Annotated in this window: 23 protein-coding genes and 2 pseudogenes; 8 read left to right on the forward strand and 17 right to left on the reverse strand. The window is 63.1% G+C overall.

Translation table 11 applies throughout. From position 1 onward, the window contains the following. Positions 1 to 623: 623 nt before the first annotated feature. Positions 624 to 1,397: an L-iditol 2-dehydrogenase gene (locus tag INT12_RS23485; RefSeq protein ID WP_193059038.1), complete on the reverse strand. Its 774-nt coding sequence runs from the start codon at positions 1,395 to 1,397 to the stop codon at positions 624 to 626. 268 nt (positions 1,398 to 1,665) lie between these two features. Between INT12_RS23485 and INT12_RS23490 the strand changes: the two genes are divergently transcribed. From INT12_RS23490 to INT12_RS23500, 3 genes and pseudogenes are all read left to right on the forward strand, one after another. Then, entirely contained in the window at positions 1,666 to 2,604 is a 939-nt protein-coding gene (locus tag INT12_RS23490) for an AraC family transcriptional regulator (protein WP_193041168.1), read from the forward strand. A gap of 41 nt (positions 2,605 to 2,645) precedes the next feature. After that, positions 2,646 to 3,034: pseudogene (locus INT12_RS23495) on the forward strand (outer membrane protein OmpK); the annotation flags it as partial. A gap of 54 nt (positions 3,035 to 3,088) precedes the next feature. Beyond that, positions 3,089 to 4,117 (forward strand): purine-nucleoside phosphorylase, encoded by a 1,029-nt coding sequence (locus INT12_RS23500; RefSeq protein ID WP_046489210.1) that lies wholly within the window; start codon positions 3,089 to 3,091, stop codon positions 4,115 to 4,117. Between the two features lie 48 nt (positions 4,118 to 4,165). On the opposite strand, the gene INT12_RS23505 is transcribed toward INT12_RS23500, so the two are convergent. The 5 genes and pseudogenes from INT12_RS23505 to INT12_RS23525 all read right to left on the reverse strand — a co-directional run. Continuing rightward, positions 4,166 to 5,125: a quinone oxidoreductase family protein gene (locus INT12_RS23505; protein WP_193040583.1), complete on the reverse strand. Its 960-nt coding sequence runs from the start codon at positions 5,123 to 5,125 to the stop codon at positions 4,166 to 4,168. Between the two features lie 30 nt (positions 5,126 to 5,155). After that, the gene (locus tag INT12_RS23510; protein ID WP_017849167.1) at positions 5,156 to 5,329 is read right to left on the reverse strand and encodes a DUF1427 family protein; all 174 of its coding nucleotides are present in this window, start codon (positions 5,327 to 5,329) and stop codon (positions 5,156 to 5,158) included. A 90-nt stretch (positions 5,330 to 5,419) separates the two neighbouring features. After that, on the reverse strand, positions 5,420 to 6,184 hold the full coding sequence (locus tag INT12_RS23515) for an AraC family transcriptional regulator (protein WP_046383065.1): 765 nt from the start codon (positions 6,182 to 6,184) through the stop codon (positions 5,420 to 5,422). A gap of 76 nt (positions 6,185 to 6,260) precedes the next feature. Further along, positions 6,261 to 6,431 carry a metallothionein gene (locus tag INT12_RS23520; protein WP_079444133.1) on the reverse strand — a complete coding sequence of 57 codons (171 nt, stop codon included), beginning with the start codon at positions 6,429 to 6,431 and terminating at the stop codon, positions 6,261 to 6,263. Positions 6,432 to 6,520: 89 nt separating this feature from the next. Continuing rightward, positions 6,521 to 6,655, reverse strand: a pseudogene (locus tag INT12_RS23525) (DMT family transporter); the annotation flags it as partial. Positions 6,656 to 6,766: 111 nt separating this feature from the next. On the opposite strand from INT12_RS23525, the gene INT12_RS23530 reads away from it, so the two are divergent. Both INT12_RS23530 and INT12_RS23535 read left to right on the forward strand, forming a co-directional pair. Beyond that, positions 6,767 to 7,126: a type II toxin-antitoxin system Phd/YefM family antitoxin gene (locus tag INT12_RS23530; protein WP_226926289.1), complete on the forward strand. Its 360-nt coding sequence runs from the start codon at positions 6,767 to 6,769 to the stop codon at positions 7,124 to 7,126. Beyond that, positions 7,123 to 7,500 (forward strand): type II toxin-antitoxin system VapC family toxin, encoded by a 378-nt coding sequence (locus tag INT12_RS23535; protein ID WP_026140307.1) that lies wholly within the window; start codon positions 7,123 to 7,125, stop codon positions 7,498 to 7,500. Before INT12_RS23530 ends, INT12_RS23535 begins: the two co-directional genes overlap by 4 nt. 26 nt (positions 7,501 to 7,526) lie before the next feature. On the opposite strand, the gene INT12_RS23540 is transcribed toward INT12_RS23535, so the two are convergent. The 3 genes from INT12_RS23540 to INT12_RS23550 all read right to left on the reverse strand — a co-directional run bounded on the left by INT12_RS23540 (position 7,527) and on the right by INT12_RS23550 (position 11,318). Further along, positions 7,527 to 8,846, reverse strand: a complete 1,320-nt coding sequence (locus INT12_RS23540) for an Nramp family divalent metal transporter (protein WP_193059039.1) — start codon at positions 8,844 to 8,846, stop codon at positions 7,527 to 7,529. A 41-nt stretch (positions 8,847 to 8,887) separates the two neighbouring features. Beyond that, positions 8,888 to 10,441: a DUF726 domain-containing protein gene (locus INT12_RS23545; protein ID WP_193040584.1), complete on the reverse strand. Its 1,554-nt coding sequence runs from the start codon at positions 10,439 to 10,441 to the stop codon at positions 8,888 to 8,890. Positions 10,442 to 10,535: 94 nt separating this feature from the next. Further along, entirely contained in the window at positions 10,536 to 11,318 is a 783-nt protein-coding gene (locus INT12_RS23550) for an AraC family transcriptional regulator (RefSeq protein ID WP_193040585.1), read from the reverse strand. A gap of 102 nt (positions 11,319 to 11,420) precedes the next feature. Here INT12_RS23550 and INT12_RS23555 point away from each other — a divergent pair, with 102 nt between their 5' ends. The 3 genes from INT12_RS23555 to INT12_RS23565 all read left to right on the forward strand — a co-directional run bounded on the left by INT12_RS23555 (position 11,421) and on the right by INT12_RS23565 (position 14,888). Beyond that, entirely contained in the window at positions 11,421 to 12,305 is an 885-nt protein-coding gene (locus INT12_RS23555; protein WP_104902991.1) for an EamA family transporter, read from the forward strand. Between the two features lie 143 nt (positions 12,306 to 12,448). Further along, complete coding sequence (locus INT12_RS23560) at positions 12,449 to 14,257, forward strand: monovalent cation:proton antiporter-2 (CPA2) family protein (RefSeq protein WP_193059040.1); 1,809 nt, start codon at positions 12,449 to 12,451, stop codon at positions 14,255 to 14,257. Positions 14,258 to 14,333: 76 nt separating this feature from the next. Continuing rightward, entirely contained in the window at positions 14,334 to 14,888 is a 555-nt protein-coding gene (locus INT12_RS23565; RefSeq protein WP_193059041.1) for a hypothetical protein, read from the forward strand. Between the two features lie 131 nt (positions 14,889 to 15,019). Here INT12_RS23565 and INT12_RS23570 read toward each other — a convergent pair whose 3' ends face one another. The 8 genes from INT12_RS23570 to INT12_RS23605 form a co-directional block, all read right to left on the reverse strand. After that, positions 15,020 to 15,739: an alpha/beta hydrolase gene (locus tag INT12_RS23570; RefSeq protein WP_046383057.1), complete on the reverse strand. Its 720-nt coding sequence runs from the start codon at positions 15,737 to 15,739 to the stop codon at positions 15,020 to 15,022. An 11-nt stretch (positions 15,740 to 15,750) separates the two neighbouring features. After that, positions 15,751 to 16,506, reverse strand: coding sequence for a precorrin-6A synthase (deacetylating) (gene cobF, locus INT12_RS23575; protein WP_108525161.1), 756 nt, complete (start codon positions 16,504 to 16,506; stop codon positions 15,751 to 15,753). 45 nt (positions 16,507 to 16,551) lie between these two features. Then, positions 16,552 to 17,106, reverse strand: a complete 555-nt coding sequence (locus tag INT12_RS23580) for a histidine phosphatase family protein (protein WP_193040587.1) — start codon at positions 17,104 to 17,106, stop codon at positions 16,552 to 16,554. A gap of 85 nt (positions 17,107 to 17,191) precedes the next feature. After that, positions 17,192 to 18,169 carry a LysR family transcriptional regulator gene (locus INT12_RS23585; RefSeq protein ID WP_046489220.1) on the reverse strand — a complete coding sequence of 326 codons (978 nt, stop codon included), beginning with the start codon at positions 18,167 to 18,169 and terminating at the stop codon, positions 17,192 to 17,194. Between the two features lie 51 nt (positions 18,170 to 18,220). Further along, positions 18,221 to 19,171 carry a peptidylprolyl isomerase gene (locus INT12_RS23590; protein ID WP_046489222.1) on the reverse strand — a complete coding sequence of 317 codons (951 nt, stop codon included), beginning with the start codon at positions 19,169 to 19,171 and terminating at the stop codon, positions 18,221 to 18,223. Further along, positions 19,168 to 19,638, reverse strand: a complete 471-nt coding sequence (locus INT12_RS23595; RefSeq protein ID WP_102618446.1) for a YbjN domain-containing protein — start codon at positions 19,636 to 19,638, stop codon at positions 19,168 to 19,170. Before INT12_RS23595 ends, INT12_RS23590 begins: the two co-directional genes overlap by 4 nt. A 20-nt stretch (positions 19,639 to 19,658) precedes the next feature. Continuing rightward, positions 19,659 to 20,285, reverse strand: a complete 627-nt coding sequence (locus INT12_RS23600) for a hypothetical protein (protein ID WP_046489225.1) — start codon at positions 20,283 to 20,285, stop codon at positions 19,659 to 19,661. Between the two features lie 18 nt (positions 20,286 to 20,303). Beyond that, complete coding sequence (locus INT12_RS23605; protein ID WP_017849149.1) at positions 20,304 to 22,004, reverse strand: putative porin; 1,701 nt, start codon at positions 22,002 to 22,004, stop codon at positions 20,304 to 20,306. Between the last annotated feature and the right edge of the window lie 3 nt (positions 22,005 to 22,007).

Genomic DNA, 22,007 nt, shown 5'->3' on the forward strand with positions numbered 1-22,007 from the left:
TCGCAGCCTCGCTGAAGCTCGACAACTCCCACAAGGAGACCGCGCTGCGGGCGGACATGGCGATCTACTGTGGGAGGTGTCGAGCCCCGGCGAGGCTGCGACGGGGCCGGTACTGCTGACAGTTTTGCCGCCTGACCGTCCGCTATCGCAGCCTCGCTGAAGCTCGACAACTCCCACAAGGAGACCGCGCTGCGGGCAGACATGGCGATCTACTGTGGGAGGTGTCGAGCCCCGGCGAGGCTGCGACGAGACCGGTACTGCTGACAGTTTTGCTGCCTGACCGTCCGCTATCGCAGCCTCGCTGAAGCTCGACAGCTCCCACAAGGAGACCGCGCTGCGGCCGGACATGGCGATCTACTGTGGGAGGTGTCGAGCCCCGGCGAGTCTGCGACGAGGCCGGTACTGCTGACAGTTTTGGCGCCTGACCGTCCGCTATCGCAGCCTCGCTGAAGCTCGACAGCTCCCACAAGAAGACCGCGCTGCGGCCGGACATGGCGATCTACTGTGGGAGGTGTCGAGCCCCGGCGAGGCTGCGACGGGGCCGGTACTGCTGACTTTTTTGCTGGCTGACAGCCCGCTATCGCAGCCTCATGCTCGCTCCCACATGTTGATCGGTGTATGGCCTAACTCATCCAATTACCGCCATCGACGTTGTAGGTCTGGGCGACGACATAGTCGGCGTCCTTCGACGCGAGGAAGATCGCCATACCGGTGAGGTCTTCAGCGGTGCCCATGCGTCCGAACGGCACCTCGTCGCCTACCCGCTGCTTCTTCTCACCCGGCGCCAGGCCTTCGTGCTTGGCGAACAGTGCGTCCACCCCGTCCCAATGCTCGCCATCGACCACGCCCGGGGCGAGGGCGTGGACGTTGATGCCCTGCTTGATCAGGTTCAGCCCCGCCGATTGGGTGAGGCTGATCACCGCCGCCTTGCTCGCGCAGTACACCGCGACCAGCGGCTCGCCGCGCCGCCCCGCCTGGCTGGCCATGTTGATGATCTTGCCGCCGTGGCCCTGGCGGATCATCTGCCGGGCCGCGGCCTGCAGGGTGAACAGGGTGCCGGCGACGTTGATAGAGAACAGCCGCTCGAAACTCTCGCGGGTGATGTCGACAATCGGCGCCAGATCGAACAGCGCCGCGTTGTTGATCAGAATATCCAGCTGGCCGGCATGGGCCACCACGGCGGCAATCGCGGCGTCGATCGACGCCTGGTCGGTGACGTCCATTGCCACCGCGTAAGCCTGCGGGCCCAGTTCGGCTGCTGTGGCCTGGGCCCGCTGCAGGTCGATATCGGCGATGGCAACCGTGGCGCCTTCACGGATATAGGCCTGGGCAAAGGCGCGACCGATGCCTCGCGCCGATCCGGTGATCAGCGCGCTCTTACCTTCCAGTCGTTTCATGGGGTGCGTGTCCCTCGGGCATTGATGGGGGATAACCGGCGCGTTTGATCTCGTGCTCGGCGGTGTCCACCACTTGTTTTTATGGTCGAGGGCCGATTACAGCAGCTTGGCCGGGCCCTCACAAACCCGTAGCGAATGCCCGACCGATACTTTTTTAACCGCAGGCCCGGGATCAAAAAAGTATCAGTGCCGGGCGAAAGCTTCGGTAGCGCGGCTGTCGCCAACACGCGTATTTTGGCGCAATTCCCCAAGTACAAGAGGCATCACCATGCCCATCAGCCGCGCCGAGTTGTTCGAACACCGCCCCGCGGAACTCGAAGTGATCCTGCCCGAGCCGGAACACTGTTTTCGCTGGTTCGAACATGACTACCCCTACGAACTGGCGCGCTGGAATCACCACCCGGAATTCGAGATCCACCTGATCCGCCAAGGCAGCGGCAAGTTGGTGGCGGGCGATTACATCGGCGCATTCAGTGCCGGGCATGTTGCGCTGATCGGCCCGGACCTGCCCCACGACTGGATCGGCGACCTGGCCCCCGGCGAACACCAGAGCGGCCGCGATGTGGTGCTGCAATTCGATGGCAGCGCCCTCCTCGCCCTGCGCAAGACCCTGCCGGAACTCGGCGACGTGCAGCCGTTGTTCGAACAGGCCCGGCGCGGCCTGGCATTCAGCGGCGAAACTGCCGTGCAAGCGGCCCGCCTGCTGGAAGACATCGGCAGCGCCCACGGCCTGCAACGCCTGATCCTGTTCCTGCAACTGCTCGACACCCTCAAGAACGCCCCGCCGCCGCAGGTGAAGGCCCTGGCCAGCCCGTGCTATGCGCCGACCCTGGACGCGCGCAGCGCCGAGCGCATCAACAAGGCGTTCGACTACCTGATGCGCGAATTGACCGGCGATGTGCGCCTGTCGGTAATCGCCCGGCAACTGGAGATGAGCGAAGCGGGCTTCTCACGCTTCTTCAAGCGCAACACCGGCCACGGTTTTATCGACCTGATGCGCAAGTTCCGCATACAGCGGGCGTGCCGGCTGTTGCTGCAAAGCGAGCTGTCCGTGGCGGCGATCTGCTTTGAAGTGGGCTACGCCAACCTGTCCAATTTCAACCGGCACTTTCGCATCGAGATGCACCAGACGCCCAGCGAGTATCGGCGCGAAACGGCCATGCACCTGTTCCAGCGCAGCGAAAAAATGACACTGCGTCAATACTGACCCCAAGAACCCGACATTGATCGGCAGCCAGGACATCAGTCTTCGGCCACAAGGATTGTTTCGAACGGAAGGGGTATATCGACGTGTCGAAGATTCTCGGCATCGGTAACCGTAATGACAAAGGCGCATGGGATCATGGCTCGCCGCTGTTCATCGAGCACGAACCACGGGCCTCCATCGACGATCCGGCGGCGTGCAGCCTGGCCATCGGCGCGGTCAAGGAATGGTACGCGGCCTTTGACTGGATCTACGACCACGGCAGCACAATGGCGCCAGCAATGAATACGCATGGGACGGCCACCGTGCGCAGCTGAAATACTTCGCGCCCATCCGGCAGTTGAACGACGGCGCCTCACTGACCTATATCGGCTTCACCAACTGCGATTTCGGCAAGGACCTGCGCAAGGAAAACCCGGCGCACACCGCTAACATGCTGGGGTTACTACGCCGGCGTAGGCTACCAATTCTGATCAAGGAGTTTTAGATGAGTCTGTTTACCCGTGTCTCGCTGGCCGTCGGCCTGGCGCTGCTGCCCCACCTGGTACTGGCGCAGGCGCCTGCGCCGATCAAGCCCAAGGTGATGCTGGTCACCATGTTCGCCCCCGAGGCGCAAACCTGGATCGATCGCCTGGCGCTCAAGCAGGAAGTCCGCGTGCCGGGCTTGTCCGCCGAATACCCGGTGATTCGTTGCAATACCGAAGACGTCTGCCTGCTGGTGACCGGCATGGGCCAGACCAACGCCGCCGCGTCCACCCTGGCGTTGGCGCTGTCACCCAAGTTCGACCTGCGCCAGAGCTACTTTCTGATCGCCGGGATCGCCGGCATCAGCCCCAAACACGGCACCCTCGGCACCACCGCCTGGGCGCATTACCTGGTGGAGTTCGGCACCCAGTGGGAAATCGATTCGCGGGACGCGCCCAAAGACTGGCCGACCGGCTACATCGGTATCAACACCAAGGGTCCGAACGAAAAACCGCCGCTGGACTACAAGACCGAAGTGTTCGAGCTGAACCCGAAACTGCAGGCCAAGGCGTTTGCCCTGTCGCAGAAGGTTGAGCTGACGGAAAGCCAGGAATCCAGCGCCTGGCGCAAACACTACCCTGCGGCACCGGCCAACCAACCGCCGCAAGTCACCCGCTGCGACACCCTGGCGGGCAACACCTGGTTCTCCGGCACGCGCCTGAGCGAGCGCGCCGAAGTCTGGACGCGGTTGCTCACCGACAACCAAGGCGAATACTGCACCACCCAGCAGGAAGACAACTCCACCTATGAAGCCCTGCTGCGCGCCAGTCGCGAAGGGCTGGTGGATATCCAGCGTCTGGCGGTGGTGCGCGCCGGGTCGGATTTCGACCGGCCTTATCCGGGCTACAGCGAGGTGGATAACCTGCTCAAATATGCGGACCAGGGCGGCTTCGTGCCGGCGCTGGAAAACCTGTACCGCACGGGCAACCCGTTGGTCCAGGCGATCCTGAAGCACTGGTCGGCGTGGGAAAAAGGCGTGCCCGACGCCTAGTCAAAAACCACCGGTGGGAGCGGGTTTGCTCCCACCTGTTCAAGCGCGTCAGGGCAGCAAGACGATCTTATCGGCGCTGCCCACATTCACCTCCTCGAAGCATTTCACACCCTCGGCCAACGCCACTTCGCGCAGGCCGCTCGGCAGCGGCAGCAACCCTTCGTCAAAGAAGTGCCCGAACTGCTCCAGCATCACTGCACATTGCTCGCAGTTGTAGAGCAACGAATTGATCCCCACCACCGAACCGCCCTTGCGATACAGGGCCAGGGCCGGCAGTTGCACATGACCGTCGACCGGCGCGGCGATGATCGCGATGCGCCCGAACGGCGCCAGCCCCGCCACAGCGGCGGGCAACCAGAACCCCGTGGTGTCGAAGATCACATCGGCGCCGCCCTTGAACACGGCATTGACCTGCGCGCCCAAATCCTCCGGCTGGCCCGGGGTAATCGCGGCGATACCTTGCGCCTGCAACACTTCGGCCTGCTCAGGGCGTCGCACCGCCGCCAGTACCTGCGCCCCAAGGATTTTCGCCAAGGCCAACGCCGCACTGCCGACGGCCCCGTTCGCACCGATGACCAGCACCCGCGTGCCCTCGCCGACCGCGCTGCGCTGCAGGGCGTCCCATGCGGTGGTGTACGGCACACCGAGGCTGGCGGCCTGGGCAAAACTCAGGTGGCTGGGTTTGTGCGCCACGCCCTTGGCCGACACAGTGAGGTACTGGGCGTGGGAACCGTCGGCGAAGAAACCGAGGTCACGCCCGGTGCCCCAGACCGCCTGCCCGACCCATTCCTGCGGGCCTTCGACCACCACGCCGGCGAAGTCGCGACCGGGAATGCGCGGCAGCGTGGTGTAGGGAAAGCGACCGAGCACATTCTTCACGTCGCTGGGGTTGAGACCGGCGGCCTTGATCTGTACCAGCACGTCCCCGGTGGCGGGCACCGGGGTGGCGACGTCGACGAAACGCAGGGTGGAGAGGTCGCCGGTGGCGGAAAATTGCAGCGCTTTCATGAGCGGCATCCATCAAAGGGGAAAGGACATTCAGGACAACCAACCACTGACCAACTGACGCCCCATCGGCCACAGTTTTTCGCCGAGCAACATGCCCATCAGGCCTACCAGCGCGATGGCCGGCGGCGCGGGCGAGCGGAAATCCAGCGCACCGTAGATCACGCCGACGAAGAGGCCAATGGCTAGGGAGATCAAGTAACTCATGGGGGCAGCGCCTGGTGGTTGGATGGCGCTTAGTGTAGGAAGCCGCCGCCCACCTCATCGGCCAAGTGCTTCAGGATTTCGGCCAAACCTTCAACCGCGGTACTGCGACGGTGCCACGCCGAGTTCACGACGGAACATGTCGCTGAAACTGCTGGGCGAGTAACCCAGGGACCGTGCGATCGCGCTGACTGACTGGCCTTGGATCAACTCAGCCACCGCCGTGGCCAGTTGCACCTGGCGGCGCCATTCGGCGAAGCCCATGCCAAGGTGGTTCTGGAACAGCCGCGCCAAGGTCCGCACACTGGCACCGGCGGCCTCGGCGTGATGCTCGAAGGGAATCGCCAGGGATGGCGCAGCCATCACCGCCTGGCAGGCATTGACCAGGCGGCGGTCGGCCTCCAGCGGCATGGCGATGCGGATTGACGCACGACGTGCGCGCTGCAGCTCCAGCAGGGCCAGGCCGACCACCGCGTCGTAATAGCCGGCATCGCCACTGTCGCCCTGCTCCACCAGGGTGACGATCAACTCGCGCAGCAGCCCGCCGACTTCAATCACCTGCACCTGGCTGTCCAGCGTCGCGGCCAACGCCGGGCGCAGGTAGATATTGCGCATCTGCAAATCCGAAACCACGCGTATCCCGTGTTCCACGCCCGGCGGCAGCCAGACGGCGCGTTGGGGCGGCACCACCAGCGCTTCGCGTGGCGTCTCGACCCACATCACCCCGCTCATGGCATAGAGCAACTGGCCCCAGTCATGCCGATGGGGCTCTACGTACCAACCACGCGGGTAGGTCCGCGCCAGCGGCTGCACGGGCACGGCGTGATCACTGAGGTCGGGGGGCGTGGCCAGGGCCATGGGGAACACATCCGGCAAGGGTGAGCGGCCATGGTAATGACCAGCGCCCGACAAACCGAGCGAATTTTTACCGCGCTCAGCCTTTAGCCGACTTGGCGCATTCGCAGCCCGTCGGTGCCACACACGGCTCACCATGGGCATGGTGTTCGGCACAGCCCTGGCAGCAATAGCCCTTACCGTCTTTCATCACCGCCTCTACTCCCAGCACACATTTGCAGTGTGGGCAGGCACAGGTTGTATCTGGCATGGTCAGACTCCTTCGTCATGGTCGTCCCGGTGCGGCGGGCGCCGACACCTTTAGCAGTGACTGCGGGCCGGCGCGGATGGTTCCTACCATCAGTCGGTGCGGGTGTTGCTGCGGTACCTGAACACCAGCGCTAGCGCCAGGCAGGCCATTGCCACGATCCGGCTGCCCGACAGTTCGATGGCCGGGTGGCCCAGCCAGCCGAAATGGTCGATCAGCACGCTCATGGGGAAAACGCCTCGCGGTTAAAGTAGGTCCATTCCGATTTTTCGGGCCACTATTCCTAAGCCCGGCACGCTGCGACAGACTTCGGCGAAACCCTTGTTTGGAGCAATGCCATGGATGTCATGTACCGCAACCCGTCGCGCTCAAAACGGTTGGCGTCAACCAGCGGTCAGGCTGTCTTTGATAGCGCCAGCAGTTCTGGCTATATTTGGCCAAAATATGCGGAGAGCCCCATGATTACAGTGCCGTTGGGCGAAGCCAAAAACACGCTGTCAAAACTGGTTGATGAGGCGGCTGCCGGCAAAATCATCACCATCGCCAAACATGGGCGAGCGATGGCGCAGCTTGTCCCTGTTGGAAAATCCAAAGGCAGGCGAATTGGCGCCATGCAAGGCAAGCTGGTGATCCCGGATGACTTCGACGCGCCTTTGTCCGACGACCTCATCGAGGCGTTCCAGGGCACTCATTCATGAGAGTGCTGCTGGATACCCACATCCTATTGTGGACGTTGAACGATGACCCCAAGCTCTCCAGCAAAGCCCGAAAGCTGATTGAACATGCCGCAGAGATCTACGTCAGTGCCGCCACATTCTGGGAACTGGCGATCAAGGTCGGCCTGGGGAAACTCACTGTCGATCTGGATGAAGTCCGTGAGTGCTGCCTGCAAAGCGGTTTCGTCGAACTCCCCATCACGTCAGAACACGCCATTGCGGTCAAGGATCTCAAGCCTCATCACAAAGACCCTTTCGATCGGCTCATCGCTGCAACCGCCCTGAGCGAACCGATGAAGCTATTGACGGCCGATCCGCAGGTTGCCCAATACACATCGCTGGCGGTCCTGGTGTAGATCGCCCCAGCACTGCGGGCCTTGGATCAAAACAACCACTGCCCGATCAACCACGCATTCGCGCCACTGATCAGCGCAAACAGAAACCACGCGAGCACGCGCGTCGGCAGGCGATTGACGAACGGGCCCATCAGGCGCGCGTCGCCGGTCATGCGGATCAGCGGATACAACGCAAACGGCAACTGCAGGCTGAGCACCACCTGGCTGAGAATCAGCAACTTGCCAATGGCCGCGTCGCCCATCAGCCACACCCCCACGAACGCCGGGATCAGCGCCAGCCCACGGGTGATCAGGCGTCGCTGCCAGCAAGGAATGCGCAGGTCGAGGTAGCCCTCCATGATCACTTGCCCGGCGATGGTGCCGGTGAACGTGGAACTCGGCCCGGAGGCCAGCAAGGCGATGCCGAACAGGATGCTGGCGAAGGCGCCGCCGACCAGAGGATCGAGCAAGTGGTAGGCGTCCTGGATCTCGACCACATCGGTATGCCCGGTTTTATGGAACGCAGCGGCGGCAAGCACCAGGATCGCGGCGTTGACCAGCAAGGCCAGGGCCAGGGAGCCGATGGTGTCGATACGCGCCAGCTTGACCGCGTCCTGCTTGCTGGCGAGGTCTTTGCCGATCAGCCGGGTTTGCACGATCGAGCTGTGCAGGTAGAGGTTATGCGGCATCACGGTGGCACCGAGGATACCAATCGCCAGGTACAACGGCGCGGCATCGCTGATGGCCGACAACGACGGCGCAAAGCCGCTGAACACGTCCGGCCAATAGGGTTTGATCAGCACCAGCTCGATGAAGAAACACACGCCAATGGTGGCGACCAGCGCCAACATGATCGCTTCCAGGCGGCGGAAACCACGGTTTTGCAGGGCCAGCACCAAGAGCGTGTCAAACGCGGTGATGACAATGCCGGTGGTCAACGAAACACCGAGCAGCAGGTGAAACGCCAGGGCGCAGCCGAGCACTTCGGCGAGGTCGGTGGCGATGATGGAAATTTCCGCCAGCACCCACTGGGTGCGGGCCGAGCGTTGGCTGTAGCGTTCGCGGCACAGCTGCGCCAGGTCCTTGCCGGTGGCGATGCCCAGGCGCGAGCACAGGCACTGCACCACCATGCCCGCCAGGCTGGCCAGCAGCACCACGAACAGCAGGTTGTAGCCGTAGCGCGAACCGGCCTCGATCGCCGTGGCCCAGTTGCCCGGGTCCATGTAGCCGATGGAAATCAGCAAGCCGGGGCCGGCAAACATCAGCATTCGTTTGAAAAACGACGCCTTGGGGTCGACGATGACAGAGCCAGCCACTTCCGGCGGGCAAAACGGAGCGGTAGCGATTTTCGGCAGGCTGAATTTCACGCAGTATCCCAGGCAAACACTCTAGACAAGCCCGTAGCTTATCAGTCGGATGCAACCGTTCGCATCACCGTGTCCCGTGGCAGGTCAAACGCTTCGACCACTTGCACCACCAGGTCCATTTCCTGGTTCAACGCTTCGCGCTCCATGCGCTGGCGGATCACCCCGATCACCAGTACCGCCAAGGTCGTGATCGAATACGCCGGGCCGGAAAACGCACGCACCCCGCTCACCAGCAACATCGCCGCCGCCAGCGCCTGGCCCACCAGCGGAATCGCCGTGGCCGCGCCGCGCCGCAGGATGAACCCGGTCAGCCCCGCCAACGCCGTACCGCTCAACGCCGTGGCGGCCGAACGGCCGACATCGATGCGATGGAACAGGCCCTGCTCCTTTTGCGCCGCCGCCTGAAGCTCGGCGTCGAACGCCTGGCGGTCGGCGTGGCTGAGTTTGTCCTTGTATTGTTCGATGAGTTTTTCCGCGACCTGCGCTTCGATGTCCGCCAGCACGACGGTCTCCATCGGTTCATCGAACTTGATCCCCAGCCGCTGCGCCACATCCTCGGCGATCTGGCGATACCCCACACCGTGCCCCCGGGCGAGGTTCATGAAGCTGTCGCCGCCCATGCGCTGCAACTCGATGGCCAACTTCAGCGGCTCGCGCACCGTGGCATCAATCGAGGCACTGCGCTTTTGCGCGATCAATTCGGCGAGGAACTTCAGTTCGTCCGGGCGCGCCCGCACCAGCACCGGGAACAGTTCGTCATCTTCTTCGACAAAGCGCACCTCGCTACTGCGCTGGTCGGCGCGGATCATGCCGCGTCGCTCCTGCAGCAGGTCGGTGTACTGCACCACCGTCTGCAACTGTGGCCAATAGGCCGCGTGATCGAAGCTGGCCAGGTGAACGTTGGTCACCTTGGCCTTGAGCGCGGGCGTGATCGGGATGGCGTAGCGACCGATGCAACGCTCGGTATCCGGTTTCATCGCCAGGGCCCAATCCTTACTGGAGTGACAGTTGATCACCCGCCCCGAAAGCGCTGCGCACACTTCATCCCAAGGGCTCGACGTACAGATCGCCCCGCCCATCAACAGCAAATGGTTCAACGGCAGTTCGCGCGCAGTGTCGGGGTTGGCCAACACGCTCTTGACCAGGATGCGCGCGCCGAGGGAATGCCCGATCAGGTTGATGCGCCGCACCTGCAGCGACTCGCCGTGGAGGAACTCTGCCAGTTCCGGCAACAGGCTGCGGGCCACTTCATCCACCCGCGCCTCGACACTTTTGTAATGGTCGAGAAAATACCCGATCGCCTTGCCCACTCCTACCGTCGCCGCTCCCAGGCCGCCGCCGCCGAGCATCGCGGTGATCACGTCCTTGAACGGTGCGAACAGGTTTTCCAGAAAATGCCCGGCCGGCCAGAACAGCATCAGGTTGGTCGAACCTTCGATACTTGCCAGTTGCGCCGTGAAGTTGCCCAGTTGCTGCCGGTTGAAGAACGCCGAGTAACCGTGAACATAGAGATTGAGCACGTCCCCCTGAGGCTCGCCGCACAGTACGAACGTGGGCTTGCGGGTACGGTGCATTTCATCCCACTGGTGCTGCATGGGCCGATGACTCCTGGTGACGAAGGACGCCGATAGTAACAAAGGGCGGGCCACAGGAAGGTGAATCCTGACGGGCGCGGACGCCGCAACCCCCTCAGAACAACGACGCGGCCTTTGATTTAGTCAGATAACGCGCCGGGGTATCGCCCAGGTTGCGCCGGAACAACGCAGTGAAGGCGCTGGCACTGCTGAAGCCCAACTCAAGCGCAACCTCGGTGATAGACACGCCGTGGCTGAGCCGGGCAGTGGCTTCCAGCAGGCAGACTTGCTGGCGCCAGGCGACGAACGTCATGCCCGTGTTCTCAAGGAAATGGCGGGTAAAGGTGCGCCGGCTCATGCTCGACCACGCGGCCATTTCGTCAATCGAAGTGTGTTGCGTAGGGGCCTCCAGAAAACGCTGGCAGGCGCTCGCCAGCCGTGGCTCGCGGGGCAACGGCGCGCTGAGGGGCAACTCGGGCATCGCTCCGATCTCGTCGATCAGCAGCGTCAGCACGCAGGCCTGCCTGGCATTGGGTAAGGTCGAAGGCTCGATGGTCAGCGCCGCCTGCAACAGATGCCTGAGCAGGGGCGACACTTCAAACACCTGGCAGCGTGCCTGCAACCCCGCCCGTGCGGCGGCGCCGGCGTCCAGGTAGGTATTGAGCATCACCACATCGCCGCGCATCTGCATTTCATGGGGCACGCCGCCGGGCACCCAGATCGCCCGCTGCGGCGGCACCACCCAGTTGCCCAGGTCGGTAAACATTTTCAGTGCGCCGGTGGAAGCGTAGGCGAACTGACCTCGCGGGTGCGTGTGCCGCGCAAACACGGTGCCAGAGGGGTATTCGCGCAGCGTCACCAGCGCGTCGGGGCTGTCGGCATCAAAAGTCGGCATCATGGCCCGATTCTGTCAAAAGTTGACCTGGCATAGCAAGCGGGCCACTGCCCTGCCGCCTAACATCGACGCCTTTGAAGCTGCACTCTGCCTAAAGGAAACCCCATGCAGAAAAAACACCTGGTGCTTGCCGTGCTGGTTACGTTGGTCTGGGGGGTGAACTTCCCCCTGACAAAATTGGGCCTGCGTGCAATCGACCCCTTTGTCCTCACCGGCATACGCTTTGCCCTCGCCGCTCTGCCGCTGGTGTTTTTCATCAAGCGCCCCGCCGTGCGCTTCCACTATGTGGCGGCTTACGGGCTCATCTTCGGGCTGGGGATGTGGGGCGTGATCAACTACGGCATTCAGGTCGGCGTCAGCCCGGGAATCGCCTCGCTGATCATCCAACTCAGCGTGTTTTTCAGCATGGGTTGGGGCTATGTGCTGTTCCAGGAAAAAATCCGCAGGGCCCAAGTGCTCGGCGCCGTGCTCGCGGTGACCGGCCTGGCGGGGATTATCGCGACGCAACACGGCGACCACGCGCTGCTGGGTATTCTGTTGATCGTCTTCAGCGCGCTGGCCTGGAGTGTCGGCAACGTGATCATCAAGCAATCGGGCGTGAAAGAGATCTTCTCGTTCATGGTGTGGGCCAGTCTGTTCCCACCGATTCCGCTGTGGCTCATGGCCTGGTGGCTGCACGGCAGCGCAGCGTTCGCCAACGTGGGCGCCAACCTCGACCTGACGGCGGCGGGTTCCATCCTGTTCCAGGTCTACCTGGCCACGCACTTTGCCTACTGGGGCTGGAACTCACTGCTCAAGGCATACCCGGTATCCACCGTAGCGCCGCTGTCCCTGCTGATTCCGGTGTTCGGCATGACCAGTTCGATGCTGATCATCGGCGAGCGCATATCCACGCCCAACCTGCTCTCGATTGCGCTCATCATCACGGGACTGGCCGTGGGGTTGTACCGCACGCCCGCCAGTGCGCCTGGAAAAACACTCAGCCAGTGAAAGACACGCCCGCGAGAACGCGGTCGCCCAGCAAAAAATCACCTGCCCAGCACGATCCCACACTGCAAAAACACAATTATCGACATGTAAAAAGCGCTCTAATAGCCGCCTGTTGATTGGCTTTAAAGATTTTGGAGTTCGCAATGCCCCATGAAGGCAACCTGTTACAAGCAGCCGTGGTGTTCCTGCTCGCCGCCGTGCTGACCGTGCCCCTTGCCAAGCGCCTGCAGTTGGGCGCGGTGCTGGGCTATCTGTTCGCCGGTGTGATCATCGGCCCGTCGGTACTGGGCCTGATCGGCAACCCGCAAAGCGTCGCGCAGTTCTCGGAGTTGGGCGTGGTGCTGCTGCTGTTCATCATCGGCCTGGAGCTGTCGCCGAAACGTTTATGGGTGATGCGCAAGGCGGTATTCGGTGTCGGCCTGGCCCAGGTGCTGCTCACCGGCCTGGTGATGGGCGGGGTCGCGCTGTGGCTGTTCGGCCAGTCGTGGAACAGCGCAATCGTGCTGGGCCTGGGCCTGGCGCTGTCGTCCACCGCCTTTGGCCTGCAAAGCCTGGCCGAGCGCAAGGAACTGAACCAGCCCCACGGGCGCCTGGCTTTTGCGATTCTGCTGTTCCAGGACATTGCGGCGATCCCGCTGATTGCCATGGTGCCGTTGCTGGCCGGGGGCGATCACCCAAGCACCCAGGCCCAGGGCGTGCAGCACGTGTTGCAGATCCTCGGCAGCATCGCCGTGGTGATCATCGGCGGGCGCTATCTGGTGCGCCCGGTGTTTCGCGTCGTCGCCAAGACCGGCCTGCGCGAAGTGTCCACGGCCACCGCGTTGCTGGTAGTGATCGGCACCGCCTGGCTGATGGAGTTGGTCGGCGTGTCCATGGCCCTGGGCGCGTTCCTCGCCGGCCTGCTGCTGGCGGACTCGGAATACCGCCACGAACTGGAATCCCAGATCGAACCGTTCAAGGGCCTGCTGCTCGGCCTGTTTTTCATCAGCGTGGGCATGGGCGCCAACCTCAGCCTGCTGCTCAGCTCGCCGCTGGTGGTGATCGGCCTGACCCTGCTGTTGATCGGTTTGAAACTGCCGCTGCTGTATGCCGTCGGCCGGCTGGTGGGCGATCTCAACCGCGAGAGCGCCTTGCGCCTGGGCGTGGTGCTGGCGGCAGGTGGTGAATTCGCCTTCGTGGTGTTCAAGATCGGCCGCGACCAGGGCCTGTTCGAACCGCACCTGTACGACATCCTGGTGCTGACCATCACCCTGTCGATGGCCGTGACGCCGCTGCTGTTGCTGGTCTGCCCGAAGCTGTTCAAGCCCAAGGTCAAACCCGTGGAAGTCCCCGAGGAATACCGCACCATCGAAAGCGATGCGCCGCGCGTGATCATCGCCGGCATGGGCCGCATGGGGCAGATCGTCGCGCGAATCCTGCGCGCGCAGAACATTTCGTTTATCGCCCTGGACACCTCGGTCGAAACCATCGAGCTGACCCGCAGCTTCGGCGGCATGCCGGTGTTCTACGGCGACCCGCAACGTCCGGAGATCCTGCACGCGGCCAAGGTCGACCGGGCGGAGTTCTTCGTTATCGCGATGGATGACCCGGAGATAAACATAAAACCCGCCGAACTGGTGCGCAGCCTCTATCCGCACATGAAGATCATCGCCCGCGCCCGTAACCGCCAGCACGTCCACCGTTTGGTGGACCTCGACGCGTCACCGGTGCGCGAAACCTTCTATTCCAGCCTGGAAATGAGCCGCCGCACCCTGGTGGGCCTAGGCCTGAGCCAAGCCCAGGCCGACGCGCGCATCACCCGGTTCAAGAACCACGACCTGCAGGTCCTCGCCGCCCAGCACGCGGTGTACGACGACGCGGCCAAGGTCATGCAGACCGCCCAGGAAGCCCGTGCGGAACTGGCGCGGTTGTTTGAAATGGACCGTCTTGAGGAAGAGTCCGACAAGGTGTGATGGTGCAGATGAACGATCTTGCGAATTTTCTGACAGAATACGGCGCAATTTCGTTCATCTACCGGAGCGCTTCTTCATGGCCACTTTCACCAAGACCGCCGTCCTGCTGGCCCTGGCGCTTAGCGCCGGCAGCGTATTCGCCGCGGCCAAGCCGGCGGATCAGACCATCTCCACCTTGGGCGGCAAGTTCAGCTTCGACCTGCCCAAGGCCTATGTCGCCGACACCCTGCCAGCCGGCAAGGCAGCAGACGGCACCGGGGATACCCAAGGTACGATGTACGCGAACCAAACCACGAAAAGTGTGGTCATCGTCGCCGAAACCGTGCGCAACAACGGGGTGACCATTAACGATAATGACCCGCAGTTTCTCGACGGCGCAGTCGCCGGGTTCGTCAAGGACCAGAGCGCCGCCCTGCCCGACTTCAAGAAACAGAACGAAAAGAAACTGACCTTCAAGGGCCTCGGCCTGCGCCAGGTGGACAGCACGGCCACCCAAGGCGGCGGCAAAACCTTGAACTCCACCTTCCTCGGCGGTTCCGGCAATCACTTACTGGTGATCCAGGCGATTTCGCGGGCGGATGATGTGAAGGGGCATGCGCAGTTGGTGAAACTGATCACTGGCAGCAAGTAAACCGACCGTTAAAACCACACCGATCAACTGTGGGATGGGGCTTGCATCCCGATGGCGGTGCATCAGTCATGCATGTGTTGGCTGACACACTGCTATCGGGAGCAAGCTCCCTCCCACATTTTTAGCGGTGTTCACTTCACATTGGTTTCCAGCCAGGCCTTCAAGTCCTGCACTTCCGCTGCGCTGATGGTGTGGTTCATGCCCGGATAAGTATGAAACTGCGGCTTGAGCCCCAACCCCGACAACACCTCGTTCGCCCGCGTCGCCGAGGCATACGGCAGCGCCTGGTCCAACGTGCCGTGACCGATGAAAATCGCCAGCTGGCCCAATCGCTCATCCGGCTTGAGCTGCGCCTTGAGCACCGGCAGCACGCTGCCACTGAGCGCCGCAATCCCGCGCACCAACTCAGGGTCACGTAACGCCACCTCGTAAGACATGATCGCGCCCTGGCTGAACCCCACCAGGAACACCCGGTCAGGCTGGGTGTGGTATTTGACGGTAGCCTTGGCGACAAACGCCTTGATCAGCCTGGCGCTGCTCTGCAGGTCGTCGGTCATCCCATCGTAATCGCCGTCACCCGGCGTCTTGGTGAACCAGCGGAACCCTTGGGCGTCCACCGGCATCGGCGCGCGCGCCGACAGGTAGGTCCAGGTGGACGGCAGCGCATCCTTGATGCCGAACAGGTCTTCCTCGTTGCTGCCAAAACCGTGCAGGAAAATCACCAGCGGCTGGTTGCGCGCATCGCCCTGGGTCTGTTCCAGGTACAACAACGGCAAGTCGGTGTGCAGGTCGGAATCGGCGTGGGCGGCACCGGCCACCAGGGTCAACACCAGCGCGAACAGTTTGAACATGGAGATCGACCTCAGGGTTTGCGCAGCAAATAAGTGTCCATGATCCAGCCGTTGGCCAGACGCGCAGCCTTGCGCACCCGTTGGATGTCTTCAGCGACTTCACTCACCTTGCCGCTGATGAGGATTTCATCCGGCGTGCCGAGGTAGGCCCCCCAATAAATGTCCAGATCCTGATCGGCCACGGTGCGGTAGGAGTCTTCGGCGTCGAGCATCACCACCAGGGTGTCGGCATCGCTCGCCTGCCCCGCCGCCAAACGGCGCCCGGTGGTGATCTCGATGGAGCGGCCGATGCGGTTCAGCGGCACTTTGTGCTGGGCCGCCAGGGCCTGCACGCTGGTGATGCCGGGGATCACTTCGAATTCAAAGACGCAGCGGCCACTGGCCAGGATCGCCTGCAGAATGCGGATGGTGCTGTCGTACAACGCCGGATCGCCCCAAGCCAGAAAAGCCCCCACTTCGCCGTCGGCCATTTCTTCGTTGATCATGCGCTCGAAGGTCTGCTGCTTATCGCGGTTGAGGTCCTGCACGGCGCGGGTGTAGTCGATGTCCCCGCGCACCCGCTCGGGGCAATCGGCCTCGACGAAGCGGTAGCCGGGCTCGGTGATGTAGGTCGCGCAGATCTCACGGCGCAGGTCGATCAGTTTGTCTTTGCTCTGGCCCTTGTCCATCAGGAAAAACACGTCGGTGCGGTTCAGCGCCTTCACGGCCTGCATCGTGATGTAGTCAGGGTTGCCGGCGCCAATGCCGATGATCAGGATGCGTTTCATGGGTTGCTCTCATTGCGGGGCGTGGATTTTGCCATGTTCACGCACTCAGGCGTGAGTTTCCAGGCGCAGGCGCCAGACGCCGTTGAAACGCAGCTCCGTGCAAGACAGCGGTTCCACATCGATGCGATAAAACATCGCGACGGGAAACTGCATGACGTAGAGCAACGCGGCGCGGATGACAAACGGATGGGTGATGGCCACGACATGGCCGGATTCGGTCTGCAGCGACTGCATCCACCGCGCGACGCGCGCGCAGAGCCGATCCACCGACTCGCCACCGTGGGGTGCGCTCGCGCTGTCGGTGAGCCAGGTCGTCAGTTCGGCGCTGTCGAGCGCGGCGATGTCCTGGCCTTTCCAGTGCCCGACATCGCCATCACGCAAGGCCTCATCGATCTGCGCCCGATCACCGAACAAGCTCGCCGTCTGACGGGTTCGCGCCTCGGGCCCACAGCACAGCCGCACGTTTTTCTTGAAGCGACCGGCCAGGGATAACGCCGCGTTTTGCCAATCCATCACCAACGATTCGTCATCGGCAAAGCAGCCGCGCTTTTGCAATGGCGTGACGGCATGGCAGATCAGAGTCAAACGGGTGGCTTGCATCGCGGATCGCAGCTACAGGAAAGATGAGACCGCCAAGACTGGCGCAGTTGGGGCGATCACGCAACGTCCGGGGCCGGATCCTGCACTAATCAAACCACTCCCGCCGCCCCTCGAACGTACTGGTGATCAACTCGACGATCATCTGCACCGCCTCGGCATGCTGCACCTGCGCTTTCACCGCCAGCCACACCTGGCGCTGCATGGGCTCGGCGAGCAATCCCGGCAAGGCCACCAGGCCACGGTCGAAGCTGCCCATGTAGCGCGGCAGCAAACCGATGCAGGCGCCGCAGCGGATCATCTCGAGCATCAACGAATAGGCATGCACCTGCACGACCGCGGCCAGGCGCTGTGCCACCACCGTGTTCCATGGCTGTAAGGCGTTCACCTGCCCATCCGGCTGCCACTGCACCAGCATGTAGTCATCCAGGTCTTCGACACTGTCGGGGCGGGTTGTCAGCCGCGAGTAACGCTTGGCGATGTGCGGCAGGTACTCCAAGCGCGCCAGCACTTGAGGCGGCGCAGTGGGGAAACTCGGGCCGGGCGTGGGGCCATCGGCGTCGGAGAGCCACAGCACCACGTCAACGTCCACCGCTTGCAGGGACAATTGGCTGTCGATGGAGATGATTTCCAGGCGCACGCTGGCGTTGCGGCGCAGCAAGGCGATCAGGTCGCGCCCGAGGATGTCGTGCAGGATCGGCTCGGCCACGGCCAGGCGAATCAGCGGCTGCTCCACCACCGGCAGGCGCCGCGCATGGGCCAGGGCAATCAATTGCGCCTGCAGCAGTTGGCCATCGCGGCTGAGTACCAGGCCGTTGCCCTGAAAAATGAACAACACATGGCGCAGTTGTTCCTCCAGTTGCGCCAGGCGTTTGCGCAGCAGCGTCGCCTTGATATTCAGGCTGCGCGCCGCCTGCATGAAACAGCCGCAGCGCGCACTCACCAGAAAGTAGCGCGCGACCTCCGGCTCGATGTCGTTGGCCAGAGCCAACCAGGCGCTGCGGGACTGGCTCGGCTCGCGATAGGGTGCAGGCCCCTGGGGGCCAGACGGTTCTAGAAATGCCATGGGAGACTCCCTGTCTTGTAGGTCTTGTGCATCCAATGCGCTTGACGCGGGTTACTCCAGCACCTGGTTCAACTGCGCGCCGTCGATGCTCAAGGTCGCGGTATTGAGCATGCCTTCCAGATACGCCTTGGCGATCTGTTCCTGGCGTTGCGCGCGCAGGGCCTGGGTCAGGCGCTCGCGCAGTTCGTCGAGGGTGGCGGTGCGCGCCGGTTGCTGGGCGGTGAGTTTGAGCACATGGAACCCCGCCGGGCTTTGCACCACCTCCGAGACCGCGCCGACCTTGAGCCGCGACACCGCTTCGCGCACCGCCGGCACCAGTTGCTGCAACGGCTGCAAGCCCGAGTCGCCGCCGCGCTGGGCGGTGTCCGGGTCTTGCGAGTATTGCGTGGCCAGGGCGGCAAAATCCCCCGGCGCGGCCTGGGCCTTGCGGCTCAGTTCCTGGGCCTGGCGACGTACCGCGTCGACACTTTGCGGGTCATTCAGCGCCAGGAAGATCTGGCTGACCCGGTACATCGGCGGCGTCATCCATTGTGCTTTGCCAGCGTCGTAGGCCTGCTGCAATTCAGCGGCGCTGGGGTAGTCGGCCGGCACCTGGCTGACCGAGAGCATGTAGTCGCGAAACACGATCTGTTCGGTGGCGGCGCGGGTCTGTTGCTCCACCTCCGGACGTTGGCGCCAGCCCTGGGCGTCGGCCTGTTCGAGCACGGCCTTTTGCGCCAGGCGCGAACGCAGCCAGCTCTCCAGGGCGCCACGATTGCCGCGCAGTTGCTCACGGGATTCGGCCGGCAGGCTCGCCAGCACGCTTTTCAGTTCAGGCACGTCGATCTGCTGGTTGCCCAGGCGCGCCACCGCCGGCGCGCCACGCTCGTTGGGCGAGGACGTGACGACAGGTGCCGGTTGCTGAGCGGCGACCGGGTCGCTGCCCGGTCGCAGGCTCAACCCCACCGCCACCACCAGCAACGTCAGCGCCCCCGCGCCGACAACCACGGTTCGCTTCTTCACAGCACCGGTACCTCTTCAGCTACAGGTTCAGCCGCCTGGGCCTGCAACTGCGCGGCGTGCTGGCTGTACTCACGCAGGTAGACGATAAATTCCTGCAGCAGGCGGTCCCACAGTTCCAACTGACTGCGCAGGTGCGTGGCGCCGACACCGGCCACCACCACGTCCATTTCCATCAGCAGAAATTCACCCTGCACCGACAGCCGCGCAAAACGGCGCGAGGCGTTCCACACCTGGGCCAGGCCTTCGGGCAAGTCGCCCTGCACGCGCAGCGCGCAGCTGTAGGTGAAATCCACGTAGCTGCCCGGCTCCGTCGCCGGGTTGCCGAAACGCACCGCAAAGCCGATGCCCTGGCTGGCGCTGAGCAGTTGCACGATGCCGTTCTGCTCGCTCTGGTTGACCCGGTAGCCGGCCTCTTGCAGCAACTCGGTGAGGCTCTGGGCGGTGACGCTGGTGATCAATTCGTTCATGGTCTGCTCTTCCTTGTGGATCAATGATTGACGCCCGCCTGGGGCGCATCGAAGCGGGTCTTGTACAGATCGTCGCCAAAACCCTGGGCCAGTTCCTCGAACTTGACCCGCGCACCGCTGGCGAAGGGTTGGCGAATACTCATCACCTCGGCCACGTCGATTTTTTCGTAGGCCGCGAGCAACTGCTGAGCCACGCCGTACATCTGCTGATTCTTGGCTGAACATTGCTGCACTTGTGTGTCACGTTCGCTCAGTTGCGCCTGCAGGCGTGCGCGCTCGGTTTCTTTGCCCTTGGCCAACACCAGCAGTTCGTCATAAGCCTTCTTGAACTTGCCGATCTGCTCGTTGCTCGCCGCCGCCTGGGCTTGCGCCTGGCTGTGCAGGTTCTGTTGCTGGCCGGCGAGTTGCTCGGCCACGCCACGGGCCTTTTCCAGCTCGGCGGTCAATTGCTTGATTTGCACCTGGGCCTGCTTGGCCTGGTTTTCCGCCGCCAGGCGCGCGGCACTGGCCTGGGCCTGCTCGCTTTGCAGCGCCTGCAACTGCTGGGTGGTGCTGCGCAGTTGCGTGCGCAGGCGCTCTTCCATGCCTTCGGCCGAAGCACCGGTGGTAACCAGCAGCAACAGCAGCGCGCATATTCGCGTGTTCATGGGGCATCTCCCTGCGCATCAGAAGCGCGTGTTGAGTTCCAGTTGCATCACATCGACTTCGAACGGCGCGCCATACACTTCCGACGCGCTCAACCAACGCGCACTGGCGTAGATGTTCTTGTCGATGCCGTAGTTGCCGCCAATGAAGTAGCCCTTGGCGTTGGTGCCGCCGAGGTGATACGAGGAGTCGTTGAAACCGTCGGGCAAGGCGTCAGGCTGGATGTACTTGTAGCCGGCCAGCACGTTCCAATCGCCACGTTTGCGCATCTCCAGCGCACTGCCGAGGGTGAACTGCACCATCATGGCGTTGCCGCCACTTTCAAACTGGCCCTTGCTGTTGATGTTGTTGACGATCTGGCCTTCGCTGCGCTTGAGCATCTCGCCTTTGTCGTAGGCCAGGTTGCGGATGTAGTTGCCTTGGGTGCGCAACTTGAAGTCGCTGGGCAGTTCGCTGTCCCAGACCAGGTTGAGGTCCAGCACGTCGAACTTGGACGCCAGGCCTACGTACTGCGGGTCTGGCGTTCTGACAGGGTCCGCCGGGTTGGTGGTGTTGTTACGCAGCAGGAACACACTGTTGCCTTTTTGCATAAAGGCCACACGCGTGCCGTCGGTGTCGCAACCGGGGGCGCCGGCCCACGGCGAACAAGGGCTGGAGCGCTCACCCTGGATGTCCTGGAACTGGTAATAGGCCGCGGCGAGCTTAAGGCTGTTGCCGCGGTTGATCTTCCAATCGGCGCCGATTTGCCCGCCGAACAGCCATTTGGTCTGACTGTCTTCCTTGTCGATGCCGTTGCTGCTGGCGGCATCCGCAGTGTATTCGACCGGGAATGCACCGAGGGTGCCGAACAGGCCCCACTCGTTGTTGAGCTTGTGGTTGAAGATCGCGGCCACGCCGTCGAAATTGAGCTCGTTGGAATACATCATGTCGGTGGCGTAGAACGGATTGGCGATTCGCCCGCCGGTCAAGGTCATGTAGTCGGTGGTTTTCCACCTCAGGTAACCCTGGTCGAGCCAGATGTCCTTCTTGCCGAAGCCACCGCCCAGGGTCTGGGTAGTGGACACCGGGTTATTGTCAGAGCCGGTGCCCAGGCGAATGCCGGCGGTCCATTCCGGCGAGATCACCGCTTTCATGCCCAGGCGCGCACGCAGGCGGAACAGGCTTTCGCGGTCTTCACGGGTGTTGAGCAGCGGCGGCAACTTGGTGTTGGAGTTGCGGTTGACGTCGTAAGGCCCGTTCTCATTGAGCTTGGCGTAATCGAGGATTTCATTGCTGTTGTTACCCGAGAAATAGCGCGACTCGTCACGCAGGCGGATATCGCCATCAAAGCTGATGCGCGAGACCCAATCCGGGAAGGTATTGGGCTGGGCCCAGTTTTCCTGCTTGGCGGTGGCCATGACTTCGGCCTTGACCTGATCGCGGATCTGGTCGCGTACCGCTTGCGGCACATACTGCACGCGCACATCGCCAGGTGCCGCCGTCGGGCCGCTGGCGACCACCGGCGCGGCATTGGCCTGGCGTGCCTGTTGGGCTTCTTTTTCCGCCTGGGCGATCAGCCCATTGGCGGTGTCCTGGGTGAGCACGCCTTGCTGTACCAGCAGGCGGATCAGGTTGATCGTGACGTTTTCCGAAGGGGCGACCGGGGCGGCCGTCGCCTGGCCGACCAGGGTCGCGATGACCATGCCGACCGCCAGAGTCAGGCGATTCACGGGGGAAATCATTCG

This window comes from Pseudomonas sp. K8, assembly GCF_014889455.1.
Lineage (GTDB): Bacteria > Pseudomonadota > Gammaproteobacteria > Pseudomonadales > Pseudomonadaceae > Aquipseudomonas > Aquipseudomonas veronii.